This window comes from Collinsella aerofaciens (genome assembly GCF_015670745.1).
Taxonomy (GTDB): domain Bacteria; phylum Actinomycetota; class Coriobacteriia; order Coriobacteriales; family Coriobacteriaceae; genus Collinsella; species Collinsella aerofaciens_T.
This window is the reverse complement of record NZ_JADPCH010000003.1, coordinates 1-18,996: the sequence shown is the minus strand read 5'-3', so window position 1 is coordinate 18,996 and position 18,996 is coordinate 1. Positions and strand designations below refer to the sequence as shown.

Genomic DNA, 18,996 nt, shown 5'->3' with positions numbered 1-18,996 from the left:
GAGGGAAATAACTATGACTGTTACGTTCGAAGGTTACGAGCGCCGCGCTGACAAGATCAACAAGTGCCTCGCCGACAACGGCATCGCCTCCCTCGAGGAAGCTCTGCAGATCTGCACCGACAAGGGCTTCAACCCGCGTGAGATCGTCAACAACACCCAGTCCATCGCCTTCCAGAACGCCGAGTGGGCCTACACCCTCGGTTGCGCTCTCGCTGTTAAGCGTGGCGCCAAAACCGCTTCTGAGGCTGCCGCCATCATCGGCGAGGGCATCCAGGCCTTCACCGTTCCCGGCTCCGTCGCCGAGGACCGCAAGGTCGGTCTGGGCCACGGCAACCTGGGCGCTATGCTGCTCTCCGACGACACCGAGTGCTTCGCCTTCTTGGCTGGCCACGAGTCCTTCGCTGCCGCTGAGGGCGCTATCGGTCTGGCTCTGAACGCCAACAAGGCTCGCAAGAAGCCGCTGCGCGTTATCCTCAACGGTCTGGGCAAGGACGCTGCTCAGATTATCGCCCGCATCAACGGCTTCACCTACGTGAAGACCCAGTTCGACTACTACACGGGCGAGCTCAAGGTCGTCGAGACCATCCCCTACTCCGATGGTCCCCGCGCTGCCGTTAACTGCTACGGCTCCGACGATGTCCGCGAGGGCGTTGCCATCATGTGGCACGAGAACGTCGACATCTCGATCACCGGTAACTCCACCAACCCCACGCGCTTCCAGCACCCCGTCGCTGGCACTTACAAGAAGGAGCGCCTCGAGGCTGGCAAGAAGTACTTCTCCGTCGCTTCTGGTGGCGGCACTGGCCGTACCCTGCACCCGGACAACATGGGCGCCGGCCCTGCCTCTTACGGCATGACCGACACCATGGGCCGTATGCACTCCGACGCCCAGTTCGCCGGTTCTTCCTCCGTGCCTGCGCACGTCGACATGATGGGTCTCATCGGCATGGGCAACAACCCCATGGTCGGTGCCACCGTCGCCTGCGCTGTCGCCGTCGAGGAGGCCCTCAAGGCCTAATCGCGCCCGCGCGATGCTCATATAGTTGAGATTTGGAGCCGCTACCTTTCGAGGTAGCGGCTCTTTTTGTTTGCGCTGGCGCAGGGTAGCTAATGCCGGTATATCAGCTGGGGCGAAATACGAGATGTGAAGAGATGGAGCGTCCGAGCGTCCATGACGCCCACCTGCCATATTTGCCCTTTACCGATTTGCCGAGTCTTTGCGGCCCCATTGCCGATCACCCGTGCGACAATGCGCCGGACGAGAAAGGAATCCGATGGAATCGACTGATGTACTGGTAATTGGATCTGGCATTGCGGGCCTTTGCGCCGCCATCGAAGCGGCACGCACGGGCGCAACCGTCACCGTGGCAAGCGCCGGCAAGACTATGAGTGGATCGAGCTTCTTCCCCGGAACCTGGGGCCTGGGGCTTATCGGACCCGTTAACGAAGACGACGAACAAGACCTCATCGACACCATTCAGACCGTTGGTGGCGGCGTCGCCGACCCCGAGCTTGTCCAGACGTTTGTCCACGGCATTCCCCATGCAATAGAATGGCTCGAGCAAGACCTGGGCGTTGAGCTTCAGCGTCCGCAAAGCGCCGAGAGTGCTCAGCAAAAGCAGTTTATTCCCTGCTTTGACCACAAGACGCGCATGTGGCGCGGCCTCACCCGCAAGACCCTTGAGGACGCTCTGACGACCAGGATCGAGTCGCTCGGCATTCGCCTGCTCCCCCGCCATGAGCTTATCGACCTTGTTAAAGACACGAACGGCAGAGTAACCGGAACCGTGCTCTACGACCTCACCGAAAATCGAATCGTACCCTTTGCTGCCAAGGCCACGATCATCGCAGCCGGTGGCACAGGCGGCCTGTTCGAGCGCAGCCTTACGTCGGCTGATGTGCTCAGCTCCTCGCAGGCCATCGCACTCGCGCACGGCGCAACACTTACTAATATAGAGTTCATGCAGATGATGCCCGGCTTCATCGAGCCCAGGCGCAACTTGGTCTTCAACGAGAAAACCTGGCGCTACGTACATGTAGACCAGCCGGTAGATATTGCAGACGACAAGCTGGACGATCTGCTCGAGCAGCGCTCTGGATATGGTCCCTTCACGTCACGCTTGACCTCCCGCGCTATCGATCTCGTCATTGATCAGGCAGGTGCCGAAGGCCTGGCACTCCACTACGATTTCCCCCGCGAGGATATCCCAGAGTTTGTGCAGACCTTTGCCACCTGGCTACAAGACGAGCACGGCATCGCGCCGACCGACGAGATGCGCGTTGCGATGTATGCCCACGCCGCTAACGGCGGCATCAAGATCGATAAGACCGCGTACACGGGCGTTGAGGGCCTCTACGCTTGCGGCGAGGCGACAGGCGGCATGCACGGCGCCGACCGCATTGGTGGCTTATCAAGTGCCAACGGCATCGTGTTCGGGCGCATCGCAGGCGCATCGGCAGCCCTTGCAGCGCAGAATGCACCTGAGATGGCCCCGAAGACGGATATCGACCTCCCCCAGCATGGCATTGCCACAACAGATGCCGAACGCCTGACACACAGCCTTAAGCACACGATGAGCACCTATTGCATGATCAACCGCACCGAGACGGGCCTATCCGAGGCACTACACGAGCTTGAGGGCTTGAAGACAGAGGCAACGACCTTGAGCACACAGAAAGCCCAGGACAGCGAAGTCGCAGCCCTCGCCCGCCTGCAATCGCAGATTCAACTAGCACAGGAAATGGTCAAAGCCATGCGTAAGCGAACCGAAAGTCTCGGATCACACTATCGAGCAGACTAAATAGATTCTCACTTTGAGTTTGATCACAACTTCTCAACATGCATCGAGCCCCGTAAGCATGATCCCTCTAAGGAGAACACACTTACGGGGCTTTAGCCGTGTTTCCCTAAGGGAATCACGGTGCAGATTTCTCAGCTCCGCGCCCTTTCGGGTTCGACCCCATGCGAGATCAACAAAAAAGCGACCAGCCTGAGCCAGTCGCTTTAACAATCTTTGGGTGGGCCGTCAGGGGGTCGAACCCTGGACCTTGGGATTAAGAGTCCCCTGCTCTACCAACTGAGCTAACGACCCAAAGCTAAAGTCCGTTGTGGCGGACTTTAGAGGAGATATCGTGTGGTGGGCCGTCAGGGGGTCGAACCCTGGACCTTGGGATTAAGAGTCCCCTGCTCTACCAACTGAGCTAACGACCCGATATCAACACGAAGCAAAAACTGGGGTGGGTAAAGGGACTCGAACCCTCGACCTACGGGACCACAACCCGTCGCTCTAGCCAACTGAGCTACACCCACCGTGTCCTGTGCGCTTCGCGCTCGACTATTATTGCAAGGAACGCCACGCGATGCAAGCCCCAATTTTCAAGAATTTTGAAAAGAGTTTTTTGGATCCATTTCGGGCAAATCCTACCGGTTCTATAGGAGTAAACTTGCCCCACTGCAAATGCTCGAAAGGACCGTCATGAAAGAACTCTCCAACCGCACGGCAAGATTTACCGATTCGGTCATCCGCCGCATGACACGCATCTCCAATAAGTACGGCGCCGTCAACCTGTCGCAGGGCTTCCCCGACTTCGATCCCCCGGCGCAGCTGCTCGATAGCCTCAGCGCCATCGCCGCCGATCCCAAGCCGCTCTATCACCAGTACTCCATAACCTGGGGCTCCCAGGCCATGCGCGAGGCACTCGCCGCCAAACAGGAGCACTTTATGGGCATGCCGGTGAACCCCAACGAGAATATCGTAGTCACCTGCGGCTCCACCGAGGCCATGATGGCCGCCATGATGACGGTCACGAACCCCGGCGACAAGGTCGTCATCTTCTCGCCGTTCTACGAGAACTACGGCGCCGACACGATCCTTTCGGGTGCCGAGCCCATCTATGTGCCGCTCAACCCGCCCACATTCGACTTTGACCGCGAGACACTCGAGGCGGCCTTCCGCGACAACGACCCCAAGGCAATCGTCCTGTGCAACCCTTCCAACCCCTGCGGCAAGGTCTTCACGCGCGAGGAGCTCACCTTTATCGCCGACCTCTGCAAAAAGTACGACACCTACTGCATCACCGACGAGGTCTACGAGCACATCGTCTACGCGCCCCACGAGCACGTCTATATGGCCACGCTGCCCGGCATGTTTGAGCGCACCATCAGCTGCAGCTCGCTGTCCAAGACCTACTCCATCACCGGCTGGCGCCTGGGCTACACCATCGCCCCTGCCGAGATCACCGAGCGCATCAAGAAGGTCCACGACTTCCTCACCGTGGGCGCCGCCGCTCCCCTGCAGGAAGCTGTCGTCACCGCCCTCAACTTCGACGACAGCTATTACGATGAGGTCCTTGACCTCTATACCGCCAAACGCGACCTGTTCTGCCAGGGACTCGACAGTATCGGTCTTGAGCATAACGTGCCGCAGGGCGCCTACTACGTCATGATGGACATCTCAGAGTTTGGCTATGACAGCGACCTCGAATTCTGTGAGGACCTCGCGTCTAAAGTGGGCGTGGGCGCAGTGCCCGGCTCGAGCTTCTTCCGCGAGCCCGTCAACCATCTGATTCGTTTCCACTTTGCCAAGCGAGACGAGACGCTTAACGCGGCACTGGAGAACCTCAAGTCGCTACGTGATAAAATCAAGCCGCGCGGGTAAGGACGGCCCGGCAACTAAAGCAACCAAAGAAGCCTCGCACCGCCCGCCGCGTTGCGAGGCTTCTTTCTATAGCGCTTTCTTAAATGGTTTGAGCTCTATACTTTAGTCACGGAGCAACTCGTCCCAGAGAGAGGAATATTATGGCAGAGCAGCAGCTTATCGGAGCGCTCGAGGCCGGCGGCACCAAGATGGTCTGCGCCACGGGCTATGCAGACGGTACGGTCCTGGAACGTGAGCAGATCGCGACCACGACCCCGCTGGAGACCGTTGAGGCCGTCAACGCGTGGTTTGCGAACAAGGGCATCGCCGCGCTCGGAATCGGCGCCTTTGGCCCCACCGCGGTCAACCCCGCCTCACCCCAGTACGGCAAGATCTTGGAGACCCCCAAGACGGCATGGCGCTACTTCGATCTGCTGGGCACCATTCAAAACGAGCTCAATATTCCCTGCGGCTACGACACCGACGTCAACGTCGCCTGCCTGGGCGAGGTCACCTTTGGTTGCGCCCAGGGCCTCACAGACGTGATCTACCTGACCATCGGCACCGGCGTGGGCGCCGGCGTGCTATCGGGCGGCAAGCTCGTACACGGCATGATGCATCCCGAGGCCGGCCATATCCTGGTCACGCGCGACCCGCGCGACACCATCGGCGAGCATAGCGCCTGCCCCTTCCACGACAACTGCCTCGAGGGCCTCATCGCCGGCCCCGGCGTTAAAAAGCGCTGGGATGGCAAGAGCGCCGGAGACATGGCCGATGACCCGGAGGCCATGGACCTGCTCGCCGGCTATCTGGCACAGGCGCTCATGACCTACACGCTGTGCTACGCGCCGCAAAAGATCATCATCGGCGGCGGCGTGGCCGACCACACCCCCATCGTGCCGCTCGCGCGCAAGAAGTGCGCCGAGATGCTCAACGGCTATATCGTCACGCCCGAGGTCAACGACATCGATAACTACATCGTCAACAACAGCCTCGAGGGCAAGCAGGGCATTATGGGCTGCCTGGCCCTGGGCGCACAGGCGCTTCAGTAGCAGACGCACCCACAGGGCGTGGCGCGCTCGGCAAATCCAACCTACGGAACGACGCCACCACGCCTCATATAAGCCCTCAAATAAAAAAGGCCGCCTAGGACCAAACAATACGTCCTAGGCGGCCTTTTTGGCGCACATCAGCGACCGTAAGAGATATCGGAGCACAACGCCCGTTGCCGCTCCACAGCAGTCGATCATCACATCGGTGATCATGCCGGCTCGTCCCGGCACAAAGAGCTGAATCGTCTCGTCGATCGAGGGAATCAGCAGCAGGAACACCGCCGTGGGCAGCAGCACGTCAAAGGTGCGCCGGCCCTCAAAATCAAAGGCGTGCGTTGCCAGGATGCCGAGCACCATATACTCGGTAAAATGCGCGCACTTGCGAACAACAAAGTTGGTCACCCATTCATATGGAAGTCCCACGCCGTGCAGGAAACCGCGGATAGCTTCCATAACCGTTAGGCTCAGCGAGCCCGACCCCGAGCCGGGAACCAGCGAATTGCCCCAGATCAAGAGCGCCATCAGGCAGGTTACAACCGCCCATTTTCGATTGATCTTAACCATGCAGAAGTTATGCCTCCGCGCGGAGCGGCGCGAAGCTGGCGGTACCGCCCTCGATAACGCTCAGATAGGCACGGCCCGTACGCTTGGCGGTTGAGGACTGCAGGCGCTCGATCTCTTCCTCGAGGATCTGATTGACGCGCTCGTGACGACGGTTTTCCATAATGCCGGCGGCAATAGCCTCGGCCCGCTCGATGCTCTCGCGCGAGATACGGGCAGTATCCTCGGGGAACACAGCACTGTGACGGCCGACATAGGCGGGGGCAGCAGGCTGAGGGGCAGCGACGGGAGCGGGGGCTGCAACAGGAGCAGGCTCGTCAATCTCATCCAGAATCGCGGTGGCGGCGGCCCACATGCCCTCGTGGCCCGAGTAATCGGCCATGGGAACATCAACCTCGAGCGAGGCGTCCGGAAGGTCGCCGGTGTCGATGCGATCTTGGGCATCAATCGATGCGGTGATGGCTGCAGGCTCATCGAGGTCATCGAGATCGATGTCCGCGGCACCGGAGATGATAGGCATGCTGGCGAGGTTTGCATTGTACGGCACAGCCTCAGCCGCCTGCTGCTGGGCAGGAGCGCCCCACAATGAGCTTTCGGCGGCACGGCGGGCGGCAACGGCCTCCTCGTCAGCGGTCATGGCTTCATCAACGTACGAATTGTCGGCAGAAGCGTTCGCGTCGCCCGAGGTAGCGTTGTAGGCGTTATTGGCTGCCGCGTTGGCAACGAGTGCCACGAAAGCCGCCGTGCTGCCCGCAGGGGCGGCCTGGGAACCAGACACGGCGCGTGCCGCGGCGGCGATGTCGTCGCGATTGAAGGAGCCGGTCTGCCCGCCGTTGGTGAGCTCGTCGATGGCGACTTGATAGACGTCGCGCGAATGTGCAGGGTCGCAGCTCACCGGCGAATCGTCGTCGAGCATACTGTCGATCATGGACCAAGCCTCGTCCTCGTCCATAGCATCTGCGGCTCGAGCGATGGTAGGGACACCATCATCGGCATGACGGCGCTGGAACGCACCGGTCAGGCCGGAAAGGAATGCCGAGGTAGACTGCTCCGCCTGAGCCTGAGAAGCAGAAGCCGCAGCGTAAGGAGTCGCATCCTGCTGCTGAGCTGGAATCGAGGCGGTCTTGAACTCGCTTTGATGCTGATTGAGATTGGCGGCACCGCCCATGGCATCGGGCTGGAACAGACGCTCTTCACGCTGCGCACGATACTCGGAGATACCCAGCGAGGCGGCATAGATACCCACGCCCGCCACCGCGCCCACGGCGAAGGGAACCGCACCCGCCACGACCGTCTCGTTCACAGACGAAAACGGCAGCGTCGCGGCATACATAACCACGGGAGCGGCAAGGCCGATCCCGCACGAAAGTCCGGCAAGGACTGCTCGTTGTGTTGCATCAGAAGAAGCCATGAGCTCTCCCCATCTTCCAGCACCCAAATCGCATCATTCAGTTGGCTGCGCGAGAGAAGATGAAGCGGGGCTATGCCCCAAAGCAACGGTATATGGTTCGTTTCATCTGCGTTTTCCGTCGCGAAGCTTAAAAGCTATTATGCGAAACCGCCCTGTCGATTGCAAGCGACGATGTCGGATTGAAACGGGAAACCTGCTGCTTGCCAGTCTTATGGTCAAAAATAAGCGCGGAGCGGCGATATGGAAAAGGGCCGAGGCTCAAAGCCCCGACCCTTTATCGCATTGATGACTATCGCTGCGCGTGGATGACAACCTAGAACGTCTGCTCGTAGTCGCTGTGCTTTTTGGCCGAACGCACCAGGAACTCCTGGTTGGTGTTGGTGCCCTTAAGACCCTTGATAAACGACGCGGCTGCGCGCTCGGTGTTGTTCATGCCGGCAAGAATGCGACGCAGACCAAAGACAAACGGACGCATCTGCTCGTCGACCAACAGGTCTTCGTTGCGCGTACCGGAGGCAACGGGGTCGATAGCCGGGAAGATGCGGCGGTCGGCCAGGTCGCGGTCGAGCTTAAGCTCCATGTTGCCGGTACCCTTGAACTCCTCGAAGATGACCTCGTCCATCTTGGAACCGGTGTCGATGAGGGCAGAGGCCAGGATGGTGAGCGAGCCACCGTTCTCGATATTACGGGCTGCGCCCAGGAAGCGCTTGGGAGGATACAGGGCCGCCGAATCGACGCCGCCCGAAAGGATGCGGCCCGAGGCGGGCGCCGCCAAGTTGTAGGCGCGGGCAAGACGCGTAATGGAGTCGAGCACCACCACGACATCGCCGCCCAGCTCCACGATGCGCTTGGCGCGCTCGATGACGAGCTCTGCCACGCGAGTGTGGTTGTCGGCGGGCATATCGAAGGTCGACGCCACAACCTCACCCTTGATGGAACGCTGCATATCGGTGACCTCTTCGGGGCGCTCGTCGACGAGCAGGCAGATGAGGTGCACCTCGGGGTTGTTAATCGAGATAGACTGGCAGATCTTCTTGAGGATCGTGGTCTTGCCGGCCTTGGGCGGGGACACGATCAGGCCACGCTGACCCTTGCCGATCGGCGACACGATGTCGATGGCGCGACCGGTAATGGAGTCTTTGCCGTGCTCCATGCGCAGCGGCTCGTTGGGATAGACCGGGGTGAGGTCACCAAACTTGGGGCGGTTGCGAATCTGCTCGGGGTCTAGACCGTTGACGGTCGTGATTTTGGCGAGGCCGGCGCGCTTGTCACCGCCGCGCGAAGGACGAAGCGAGCCCTCGATGACGTCGCCCGTGCGCAGACGCGCGGAGCGGATGAGGTAGGCAGGGACGAAGGCGTCGTCGTTGGACTTCATGTAACCGTGGGCATGGATGATACCGGAGCTGTCCGGACGAATCTGCAGGATGCCCTTGATGTCGCGGAAGCCCTCGGCCTTCGCGGCGGTGACGTAGATCTCCTCGACGAGCTCGGCTTTCTTCTTGCCGGTCGTCTCAATCTCGAACTCCTTGCCCTTCTCGCGCAGTTCGGCGACCTTCATGGCCGCAAGTTCCTCACGCGAAAGCGTGGGCTCGGTGGGGGCGGCGTTGCGCTCCTTGTTGCGCTGTTTGCGATCGCGCTGGCGGTTGCGACGGTCGTTGTTGCGGTCGTCCTTGCGCTCGCTGCGCTCGTCGTTGCGCTTGTGCTGGCGACGGTTGGGGCGAGCGCCGTCTTCGGCCTCGGCGGGCGCGGCGCCACCGGTTGCGGCGGCATCGGCGTTAGCCGCAGTATCATCGCTGGCCTCGGCCTTGGAATCGCCCTGCAGCTCGGCCTCGGCCTGCTGCTCGGACGCCTTGGCCTTAGCGGACTTCTTGCGACCGCGCTTGGGCTTCTCGGACGCAGGCTGTTCAACGTCCTGGGGCTCGGCGGCATCAGTCGATGCATCGACGGTCGTCTCGGCGGAATCCTCGGATGCACCCTTCTTAGCAGCCTTGGCCTTGGACGTGCGCTTAGCAGCAGTGCGACGGCTGCGACCGGGACGGACGTCGGCGGGCTCGACATCGGCGGGAGCAGCCTCGGAAGTCGTAGCATCCTGGACGGGCGCGTCGGCGGCGGTTGCAGACTCGGCGGTCGCCGCAGCATCCCGAGCGGCTGCAGCTGCGGCTGCGGCCTTCTCTGCCTCGACGAAGGCCTTGGGCTTGCGACCGCGACGGTGCGGGCGCAAAGCCGGATCGACAACGGGAACTTCGCTGGCCTCGACAGGCGCAGCGGACTCAGCAGGCGATGCGCCCTCCCCTGCCGCGGAACGGACCGAAGCCTCGGTGAGCTCAGGGGTTACCTGATCGGCAACCTGCTCGGCCTTAGCAGCCGTGCGTCGGCGTGTGCGCGGTATCGGCTTCTCGGTCGGCTGGTCGGCGGCAGGCGTCTCAGGCACAGACGGAGCTGCAAGCTCGGTCAGAGCCGCGGCCTCACGCTCGGCAGCACGACGGCGGGCGCGCACCACCTGAGCCTCGCTAATCTGCGCCAACGCACGTGCCTGCGCGACCTCATCGGAAATCGGCGCCGAGGAGTCAGCTACAACGGTGCGCTTGGCGCGTGTCGTGCGCGTAGTACGGCGCTTGGGCTTGGTGACCTCCTCGCCGTCAGCGGCAGGCTTGGCCGCGCGGCGCGTGCGCTTGGGCTTTGCCGGAACAGCCTCCTCACCAGTTGCAGGAACGGCCTTCTCAGCCGTTGCAGGCGTAGGCGTCTCAGGAGCCGAGGCTTGCGCGGGCGCCGCGACCTGGTCCGACACAACCGGTGCAGCGGGAGCGGCTTGCGTCGTCGTTATTTCGTTTTCTTGCTGTTGATCAGACACAGTGTTTGCTCAACTTTCTTTTCAAGCCCTGTGATCACATGCTCCCTGCATAAACCTTCAGGGCGGCTAAACAGTCTAGCTCCGTCAAATACCGACGGACATCATTGATCTGTATCGAGATATTTGCGTCATATACGCAGTGTTAGTGTAACACAACCGCCGCCACCTGCAACTTAGTCATTGGGGACGTTCTTAAACGACTAGTCAAAAGGGGCACTCCTCCTCAAAAGCGCCTGAAATGTCACGTCAGAGGAGTGAAACCGTGACATCCGGAATGGCCGAGCCACGAATCGCGCCCATCTACTACGTTTACCCACGGGCCCCTGACCATACCCTTGTTTTTCAAAAACAACGAGTCTGCTACCTGCGCTTTTAATATCGTACATTTCGGCATGGTTCGGGATATGCGTCCAAACGTAGGAGATGAGCCCAATTCGTGGCGGACGGTATCCCACCACCCCTCCACGAGACAAAAATGATCCGTTTCCCCCGTCCCCAAGGGACAATTTTCAAAACTATGCCGGATTACGGGGCCAGAATGCTGCAAGCCAACCATACCCTGCATTTTCAAGAAACAATAAGCCATCTACCTGCGGGTTTAATTTTGCTATTGGCACCATGGTCGCCAGTTGGCGATTCAGCCCCGTAAACCGGTATAGTTGCGATTTGGTAGCATTTCCCGGCAAACCAAATAGTCTCACCAAACGCAAAAAGCCCGACCTCCGTGGGAGATCGGGCTTTCAAGGCTCAGTTAAACCAAACCTGCGCGGTCAAATGACCCGTAGCTTACATCTGCTCGGGAGCGGAGACACCAACAAGGGTGAGCACCAGGGCGAGCGTCACGCGGACGGCGTCGCAAGCGGCCAGACGGGCGCGCGAAAGCTCGGGGTCGACGGGACGGCCCTCGCTCGGCAGAACCTGGCAGGCAGCGTAGAAGCTGTGGAAGTCGCCGGCGAGTTCCTCGGCAAAGTGCGTCAGACGGAACGGGGCGCGGTCGCGAGCGCAGCTGGCGATGAGGTCGGTGAGCTCGTTGAGCTTACGCGAAAGGGCGAGCTCGGTCGGGTCGGTCAGCAGCGAGTAATCGACGTTCTCACCGATGGCCTTGGCGGCGACGGCCTTCATGCCCATCTCGTCAGCCTGCTCGGGCGTAACGTCAGCGGCACGACGCAGGATGGAGCACACGCGGGCGTGAGCGTACTGCACGTAATAGACCGGGTTGGAGTTGTCGCGCTTCTTGACGGCCTCGATATCGAAGTCGACCATCTGGTTGGAGCTCTTGGAGATGAGCGTGTAACGAGCGGCGTCGGAGCCAACCTCGTCGACGAGCTCCTGCAGGGTCACCATGGTGCCCTTGCGCTTGGACATACGGACGGGCTTGCCGTTACGCAGCAGGTTGACGAGCTGGCCCAGCAGAACCTCGAACTTGCCGGGGTAACCCAAGGCATCGCAGACGCAGCGGACGCGCTCGATGTAGCCGTGGTGGTCGGCGCCCCAGATGTCGATGACGTGGTCGACGCGCTGGAACTTATCCCAGTGATAGGCGACGTCGGAGGCAAAGTAGGTGTACTCGCCGTCGGACTTGATCAGCACGCGGTCCTTGTCGTCGCCCAGGTCGGTGGAGCGGAACCACAGGGCGCCGTCCTTGGTGTAGAGGTAGCCCATCTTGTCGAGCTTCTCAAAGGCGCGGTCGACGGCGGAGGTGCCGGCGGTCTCACCCTCGGTGTCCTTCACATACAGCGAGCGCTCGGAGAACCAACGATCGAAGTCGCAGTTAACGGCATGGCAAAGGTCGCGCATGTTGTCGACCATCTTTACATAGCCGCGCTCGCGGAAGCTCTCCATGCGCTCCTGCGGATCGGCGTTGACCCACTTATCGCCGTCGGTGCGCCAGAACTCGGCGGCCTCGTCGATGATGTAGTCGCCGCCGTAGGAGTCCTTGCCCAGAGTCTCGGCAAAGTTGTCCTGATACGGATGGGCCTCGGGATGCTCGTCGTTCTCATCGGCAACAAAGGCGTCGCGGTCGGCGATCAGCAGCTTGTGAGCCTCGTCGATATCCACGCCCTGCTTGGCGATGATGTCGGCAAGCTGCATATAGCGCGTGCTGATGGAGTTGCCGAAGGTGTTCATCTGAGAGCCGTGGTCGTTAATGTAGAACTCACGCTGGATATCGTAACCGGCGTGGTCCATCACACGGCAAAGGGAGTCGCCCAGAGCGGCCCAGCGGCCATGGCCGATGTGCATGGGGCCGACGGGGTTGGCGGAGACGAACTCGACCTGGGTCTTCAGGCCGCCACCGACGTTGGACTTAGCGAAGTCCATACCCTTCTCGCGAGCCTCGCCAAAGATGGCATTCTTGACGGCAACGGAGAGGTAGAAGTTGATGAAGCCGGGGCCTGCGATCTCGACCTTCTCGATCGCGGGGTCCTCGGGCATATGGGCAACGATGGCCTCGGCGATCTTGCGCGGGGCGCAATGGGCCAGCTTGGCGGACTTCAGGGCCATGGTAGAGGTCCACTCGCCATGAGAAGTGTCAGCCGGTCGCTCGATAGCGCAATCGTCAAGTTCAAATGCGGAAAGGTCGCCGGCCTCCTGGGCCGCAGCAAGCGCAGCGCGTACCAGCTCTTCAATCTTCTCGGGCATAGATCCTCCTTGTGTTAAAGCCCCCGAGCTCTTGGTCACTCGTAGGGCAAAAGCCAGAGTTTGTAGCACTCTATCACAAGCGACGGGCACTGTCGCAGGGTAAAGCCAATCGATATTGCATATGCACAAAATTGACTACAGCTTGTATGGAGTCACTCAAAGATGCCAGTCTGCCTGCAGATTATGCAGGCGTTGAAAATGCATAAAGGTGTGAATGAGCTGCGCCTGTTATCGAATACTCTTACCTATCGGAGTTGTGTGCTTTTCCTGCATAAAGTAAGGGTTTGCGCACGTCAGCGTGTTATTCTAGACATACGTAAATTCGTATAAGTTGGAGGTAGCATGTTCTCAATCGGTCAACACGTCATTCATCCGGGTCAGGGAGTCTGCACCGTCGTCGGTTTTAGGGACGACACACCGCAGCCCATGCTACTGCTCGAGACCAAGCAGGGACATGCGCAGACGATCCTCATGTACCCCGTGGCGCAGGCCGACCGTTTGCACGCCGCCATCTCGCAGCAAGATGCCGAGCACCTGCTGAGCCACTATGACGAGCTGGAGTGCGACACTTTTACCGAGCGCAACAGTTCACTTGAGGAGACGCACTTTAAGCAGCAGCTCAAGCTGGGCGCGCCCGAGACGGTCCGTGTGGCAAAGACCATGATGCACCGCATTCGCCAGGCCGAGGAAGCTGATAAAAAACCCAGCTCCTACTACATGCGCGTACTCAAGGAGGCCAAACGCCGCTCCATCGAGGAGTTCGCCGTAGCCCTTGGTGTCACCGAGGAGGCCGCCGAAGCCCGTCTAGCTCAAGCCGCCCTCAATTAACCTGCCAAAAAGGGACAGGTTTATTTTGGCAGGTTTTATCTGGCCAACCATCAACAAACAATCAGTAAATGGTCGGGTGCTCCGTTTTGTTTAAGAGCGCCCGACCATTTTTCTATCGCCGTAAAAATGCGTGAAGCCCATTTGCGATGACATCACGCAAGGGCCGTCCAGATCGACGTAACCAACGCCCGCATCCACAACAAGCGCGCCCGTCTTACTCAATTACCATTAAAAAGCATCAATTTGAAAACGCAATTATATTTCGGCAGGTAGCAGCTATAGTCGGTGAACTGAATCTCGACAACCGAAGCCCCCGAATGAGGTATCTTCAGCCCATCCAAGCTAAAGGAGGGGCCATGCCGAGAAAACCTCGTTCAAAGTCACCAACCGGTTATTTCCACGTCACGTTGCGTGGAAACGGAGGGCAATTGCTGTTTGACGATGCCGAGGACCGAATCGCCATGCTTCAGATCCTCGATGCGATCCTCCCCAAACACAATATCGAGCTTATCGCTTGGTGTCTTATGGGGAGCCACATTCATCTACTCATCGACGATCCGGACGACCGTAAGAGCGACGCGATGCACGCGGTAGCCGTATCGTATGCGGGCAGGTACAATGCGCGGACAGGGCATATCGGCCACGTGTTTCAGGAACGGTTTTGGGATTCGCCCATTAAGTCGGAAGTATATTTACTCGAAGCAATTCGATACATCCATCTGAATCCACAAAAAGCAGGACTGGCGGCATATGACGAATATCCCTGGAGCAGCCATCGCGAGTATCTAATGAGCGCCAGGTCACGGCCGCATGTCACCGGCAGCGTTGTCGGTGTTTTATTCCCAACACCTCGCTCATACCTTAAGCTCATGGAAAGCACGCCGTCGCTTCCCTATCGCCCCAGCGCAACAGCCAAGGTTCGCGAGGAAGATCTATGCGAATTTGGCACGGCAATCGTGCAGAGTGTCGCAGGATGTGCTCCGACGGAACTTAAATCCGTCTCCAAGCCACTTCGCAATGAGGCGATTCTCGCGCTTCGAAAACAAGGGGTAACGGTTAAGCAGGTTCAGCTGCTGACCGGACTGGGAACATGGATTATCAAGAACGCGTCCTAACGTCGCGTTTACCGAGTTACGGATACGGCGAAGCGCAACTGCCTGCCGCGAGGCACCGCATTCGCCAGCGTCTCCATGTCAAACAGAAAACGCTTCCGCTGAATAACGTCCAACGGAAGCGTTTTCCCAGATAAAATCTACCAAAATAAACCTGTCCCAATTTGGCAGGTTAGGCCTGGAAGGTGTCGCGGTCGGGCGCGAAGGACTGCATGGCCGCGATGGTGCGGTCAAAGAGCTCGGGGAGCTCCCAGCCGAGCATCTCGGCGCCCTGCGAAATCACGTCGCGCGAGCAGCCGGCGGCAAAGCGCTTGTCCTTGAACTTCTTCTTGAGCGACTTGGCCGTAAAGTCCATGACGCTCTTGCTCGGACGCATGATCACGGCAGCACCGATCAGGCCGGTGAGCTCGTCGCAAGCAAACAGGATCTTCTCCATCTGCAGCTCGGGCTTGGGCAGCGAGGTATTGAAATCGGACGTGTGCGTCTGAATAGCGCGAATGAGTTCGGGAGAGGCACCCTCGCCCTCAAGGATCTCGGCCGCATAGATGGTGTGGTTCACGGGATCGTCCTCATGCTCCTCCCAATCCAGGTCGTGCAGCAAACCGACGATGCCCCAAAACTCCTCGTTCTCGGGGTCGAACTCGCGCGCAAAGTAGCGCATGGTGCCCTCGACCGTTTCGCCGTGGGTGATGTGGAACGGGTCCTTGTTGTGCTCGTTGAGCAATTCGAACGCACGGTCGCGGGTGATTCCGGCGGAAAGCGTCTGGGACATGGCAATACCTCCAGGTGAGTCGGTGCTAAGACACGGTGTCACTATCGTATATCGCCGCGGCTCAAGCCGAAAGGCAGAAAAAGCATGCGGAGGAAAAAGCCGGGCGAACGCGTCGCCCGGCAAAACCGCAGATAAAACCTGCCAAAATAAACCTGTCCCTTTTTGGTAGGTTTAGGGGCGGACCTGGCCGGTGCCGCGGAGCTTGTATTTGTAGGTGGTGAGGGCCTCGGCGGCAAAGGGGCCACGGGCGTGGAGTTTTTGGGTCGAGATGCCGATCTCGGCACCCAGGCCAAACTCGCCGCCGTCAGTGAAGCGAGTGCTGGCGTTGGAGTACACGGCCGAGGCATCGACAGCATCGAGGAAGCGCTCGCAAGCATCCGTATCCTCGGCAACGATGGCCTCGGAGTGCATCGTGCCGTAGCGGTTGATGTGTGCGATGGCCTCGTCCTCGTTTGCCACGACCTTCACGCTCATCTCGAGCGCCAGGTACTCGCGACCCCAGTCCTCCTCAGTCGCGGCGACGTAGTCATCGCCCTCCACAAGCCCGGCATCGGCGCATGCGGCGCAGGTTGCCTCGTCGCCGTGAATCAGCACGCCGTGGTCATGCAGCACGGTCACGACCGCGGGCAAAAACGCATCGGCCACAGCACGGTCGACCAGCAGCGACTCGGCGGCATTGCACACGCCTACGCGCTGGGTCTTGGCATTAACGATAATGTTGAGCGCCTTATCAAAGTCGGCGGATTCATGCACGTAGATGTGGCAGTTGCCCGTGCCCGTCTCGATCACCGGCACAAGCGACTCGCGTACGCAGCGCTGGATCAGGCCTGCACCTCCGCGCGGAATGAGTACGTCGACAATACCGCGGAGCTTCATGAGCTCGCCGGTGGCCTCGCGGTCGGTGGACTCGATCATCGACACGGCCTCGCGCGGGAAGCCCTTGGCCTCGAGCGCATCGGCCAGCAGCTCGGCGATCATGGCACACGAGTGATAGGCCAGCGAGCCGCCGCGTAGAATGCAGGCGTTGCCGGTACGGATGCAGATGCCTGCGGCGTCGGCCGTCACGTTGGGGCGCGCCTCGTAGACCATGGCGACCAGGCCCAACGGCACGCTCACGCGGGTCAGGTCCACACCGCTCGCAAGCACGCGGTGGTCGAGCACGCGGCCGACGGGATCGGGCAGCTCGGCGAGCTTCTCCAAACCGGCGGCCATGCCCTCGACGCGCTCAGGCGTCAGCAGCAGACGGTCGAGCAGACCGGCCGAAGTGCCCGCATCGCGCGCGGCGGACATATCGAGCTCGTTGGCGGCGACGATGGAGTCGACACCGTTGCGCAGTGCTGCGGCCATGGCGCGCACGGCCTCCTGGCGCTGCTCATCGCTCGCCGTGGCAAGCGAGGCCGACGCTGCCTTGGCGGCAACGGCAAGATCGTGGACATACGTGGCTATATCGACCGACATGGGCGGCCCTTTCTCCTAGAAGTTTGCAACCATGGTAGCCGATTTGCGCATGGCCTCGCCCGCGGCGGTAGAATTGGTCAACCCGAAACACCGCAACGAACGGAAGACTCACATGGCCCTCATCACTTCGTACCACGTCCCCGGCCTTTACGTCGAGGACCACAGCATCGACGTCCCCCTTGACTGGCGCGGCCTGGAGCCGATGCTCCTGGCCGTCGGCAGCACCATGCGCCGCGGCGCTATGCCGGCACCAATCGCCGGCGCGCCCGAGAGCATCAAGCTCTTCTACCGCGTGGTTTGCGCGCCCGACCGCATCAACGACGATCTGCCGCTGCTCCTGTTTTTGCAGGGCGGCCCCGGCGGCGAGAGCCCGCGTCCGCTGTCGCCTACAAGCGACGGCTGGATCGAGGAGGCCGTCAAGCACTTCCGTGTGGTCCTTCCCGACCAGCGCGGCACCGGACGCAGTAGCTGCGTGGACGGACGCACGATCAAGGCACTGGGTGATCGCGCAACGGCCGCCGGCGCCGATACAGCACGCTCGCAGGCCGACTTCCTCAAGCGCCACCTCGCCAGCTCCATCGTGCGCGATTTTGAGTACCTGCGTCTGGTGGGCTTTGGCGGCAAGCCCTGGGTCACGCTCGGCCAGAGCTACGGCGGCTTTTTGACGTTGAGCTATCTGTCGCTCTTCCCCGAAGGCGTGGCGGCAAGCTTTACCTGCGGCGGCATTCCACACGTGCCAGCGAGCGCCAGCGAGGTCTACGCGCACACCTTCCCGCGCATGGCAGCTAAAACTCAGCAGTATTACGACCGCTACCCCGCCGACGTCGAACGCGTGGCGGCCCTGGCCGATACGCTCGAGGCCCAGAAGCCCGTGCTGCCCGACGGCTCGCCGATGACGGTCGAGCGTCTACAGCTCATGGGCAGCGACTTTGGCATGAAGCCGAGCTTTGAGCGCATGCATTGGATTATCGATCACGCTTTTGTTGACGGCGACGGCACGCTGACCTGCGGCTCCTCGGTATCCGACAGCTTTTTGATGCGCGCCTTCGAGCGCACCAACACGCGCACGAATCCGCTGTACTGGACGCTGCAGGAGTTCATATACGCCGACGGCGACACTATGCCCATTGGCTGGGCCGCGGCTGAAGAGAAGGCGCACCGCGCCGAGTTCGACACGCTCGCACGCCCGCTCATGTTTACCGGCGAGGCCATGTTCCCGTGGATGTTTGAGCAGATGCCCGAGCTTAAGCCGTTTAAGCCCGCCATGGACCTGCTGATGGAAGACACCAGCTGGGACAAGATCTACGACCCGCAGCGCCTGGCCTGCAACGAGGTGCCCCTGCAGGCCGCGGTGTATTTCGACGACATGTACGTGGATTCGGGCCTGCAGCTCGATACGCTCAGCCGCGTGGGCAACTCGCATGCCTGGGTGACCAACGAGTTCGAGCACGACGGCCTGCACGGCGGCGTGGTGTTCAAGCACCTCTTCGACGAGGCCCTCAACCGCGGAGACCTGCGCCGGATCTTCTAACAAAGGAGTGTCCCCACCTGCCGGCAGAGACGATATGAGCAGGACATAAAAACATTGAGAGCCCCTGCTGCATGAAAGACCGCGGATTAGGCCGACAATGGTGAGTGTCTAATCCAACCGTGGCGGCCACGCCGCATTCATGG

Annotated in this window: 13 protein-coding genes and 3 tRNA genes; 7 read left to right on the top strand and 9 right to left on the bottom strand. The window is 60.5% G+C overall.

The window, feature by feature from the left end:
- Positions 1-13: 13 nt before the first annotated feature.
- Both I4W07_RS01870 and I4W07_RS01865 read left to right on the top strand, forming a co-directional pair.
- Positions 14-1,018 carry a GGGtGRT protein gene (locus I4W07_RS01870; protein WP_055252290.1) on the top strand — a complete coding sequence of 335 codons (1,005 nt, stop codon included), beginning with the start codon at positions 14-16 and terminating at the stop codon, positions 1,016-1,018.
- 256 nt (positions 1,019-1,274) lie between these two features.
- On the top strand, positions 1,275-2,801 hold the full coding sequence (locus I4W07_RS01865) for an FAD-dependent oxidoreductase (RefSeq protein ID WP_196025432.1): 1,527 nt from the start codon (positions 1,275-1,277) through the stop codon (positions 2,799-2,801).
- A gap of 218 nt (positions 2,802-3,019) precedes the next feature.
- On the opposite strand, the gene I4W07_RS01860 is transcribed toward I4W07_RS01865, so the two are convergent.
- The 3 genes from I4W07_RS01860 to I4W07_RS01850 all read right to left on the bottom strand — a co-directional run bounded on the left by I4W07_RS01860 (position 3,020) and on the right by I4W07_RS01850 (position 3,310).
- Positions 3,020-3,092 (bottom strand) — tRNA-Lys (locus I4W07_RS01860).
- A gap of 43 nt (positions 3,093-3,135) precedes the next feature.
- Positions 3,136-3,211, bottom strand: a tRNA-Lys gene (locus tag I4W07_RS01855).
- A gap of 22 nt (positions 3,212-3,233) precedes the next feature.
- Positions 3,234-3,310 (bottom strand) — tRNA-His (locus I4W07_RS01850).
- Positions 3,311-3,476: 166 nt separating this feature from the next.
- Between I4W07_RS01850 and I4W07_RS01845 the strand changes: the two genes are divergently transcribed.
- Positions 3,477-4,658: a pyridoxal phosphate-dependent aminotransferase gene (locus I4W07_RS01845; protein WP_196025431.1), complete on the top strand. Its 1,182-nt coding sequence runs from the start codon at positions 3,477-3,479 to the stop codon at positions 4,656-4,658.
- Between the two features lie 140 nt (positions 4,659-4,798).
- A complete protein-coding gene (locus I4W07_RS01840; RefSeq protein ID WP_196025430.1) occupies positions 4,799-5,689 on the top strand; it encodes an ROK family protein in 891 nt (296 codons plus the stop codon).
- Positions 5,690-5,803: 114 nt separating this feature from the next.
- Here the strand turns inward: I4W07_RS01840 and I4W07_RS01835 are convergent, their stop codons facing one another.
- The 4 genes from I4W07_RS01835 to argS all read right to left on the bottom strand — a co-directional run bounded on the left by I4W07_RS01835 (position 5,804) and on the right by argS (position 13,152).
- On the bottom strand, positions 5,804-6,253 hold the full coding sequence (locus tag I4W07_RS01835) for a VanZ family protein (RefSeq protein WP_006235485.1): 450 nt from the start codon (positions 6,251-6,253) through the stop codon (positions 5,804-5,806).
- Positions 6,254-6,260: 7 nt separating this feature from the next.
- A complete protein-coding gene (locus I4W07_RS01830; protein ID WP_196025429.1) occupies positions 6,261-7,661 on the bottom strand; it encodes a hypothetical protein in 1,401 nt (466 codons plus the stop codon).
- 313 nt (positions 7,662-7,974) lie between these two features.
- Positions 7,975-10,512 (bottom strand): transcription termination factor Rho, encoded by a 2,538-nt coding sequence (gene rho / locus I4W07_RS01825; protein WP_271739728.1) that lies wholly within the window; start codon positions 10,510-10,512, stop codon positions 7,975-7,977.
- 786 nt (positions 10,513-11,298) lie between these two features.
- Positions 11,299-13,152: an arginine--tRNA ligase gene (gene argS / locus I4W07_RS01820; RefSeq protein ID WP_196025428.1), complete on the bottom strand. Its 1,854-nt coding sequence runs from the start codon at positions 13,150-13,152 to the stop codon at positions 11,299-11,301.
- Positions 13,153-13,494: 342 nt separating this feature from the next.
- On the opposite strand from argS, the gene I4W07_RS01815 reads away from it, so the two are divergent.
- Positions 13,495-13,980, top strand: coding sequence for a CarD family transcriptional regulator (locus I4W07_RS01815; RefSeq protein ID WP_006235480.1), 486 nt, complete (start codon positions 13,495-13,497; stop codon positions 13,978-13,980).
- Positions 13,981-14,336: 356 nt separating this feature from the next.
- On the top strand, positions 14,337-15,095 hold the full coding sequence (locus I4W07_RS01810; RefSeq protein ID WP_196025427.1) for a transposase: 759 nt from the start codon (positions 14,337-14,339) through the stop codon (positions 15,093-15,095).
- A 169-nt stretch (positions 15,096-15,264) separates the two neighbouring features.
- Here I4W07_RS01810 and I4W07_RS01805 read toward each other — a convergent pair whose 3' ends face one another.
- Together I4W07_RS01805 and I4W07_RS01800 are read right to left on the bottom strand one after the other, a co-directional pair.
- Positions 15,265-15,864, bottom strand: a complete 600-nt coding sequence (locus I4W07_RS01805) for an HD domain-containing protein (RefSeq protein ID WP_196025426.1) — start codon at positions 15,862-15,864, stop codon at positions 15,265-15,267.
- A gap of 171 nt (positions 15,865-16,035) precedes the next feature.
- Positions 16,036-17,322 (bottom strand): glutamate-5-semialdehyde dehydrogenase, encoded by a 1,287-nt coding sequence (locus tag I4W07_RS01800; protein ID WP_196025425.1) that lies wholly within the window; start codon positions 17,320-17,322, stop codon positions 16,036-16,038.
- 112 nt (positions 17,323-17,434) lie between these two features.
- Here I4W07_RS01800 and I4W07_RS01795 point away from each other — a divergent pair, with 112 nt between their 5' ends.
- On the top strand, positions 17,435-18,853 hold the full coding sequence (locus I4W07_RS01795; protein WP_196025424.1) for an alpha/beta fold hydrolase: 1,419 nt from the start codon (positions 17,435-17,437) through the stop codon (positions 18,851-18,853).
- Positions 18,854-18,996: the final 143 nt, after the last annotated feature.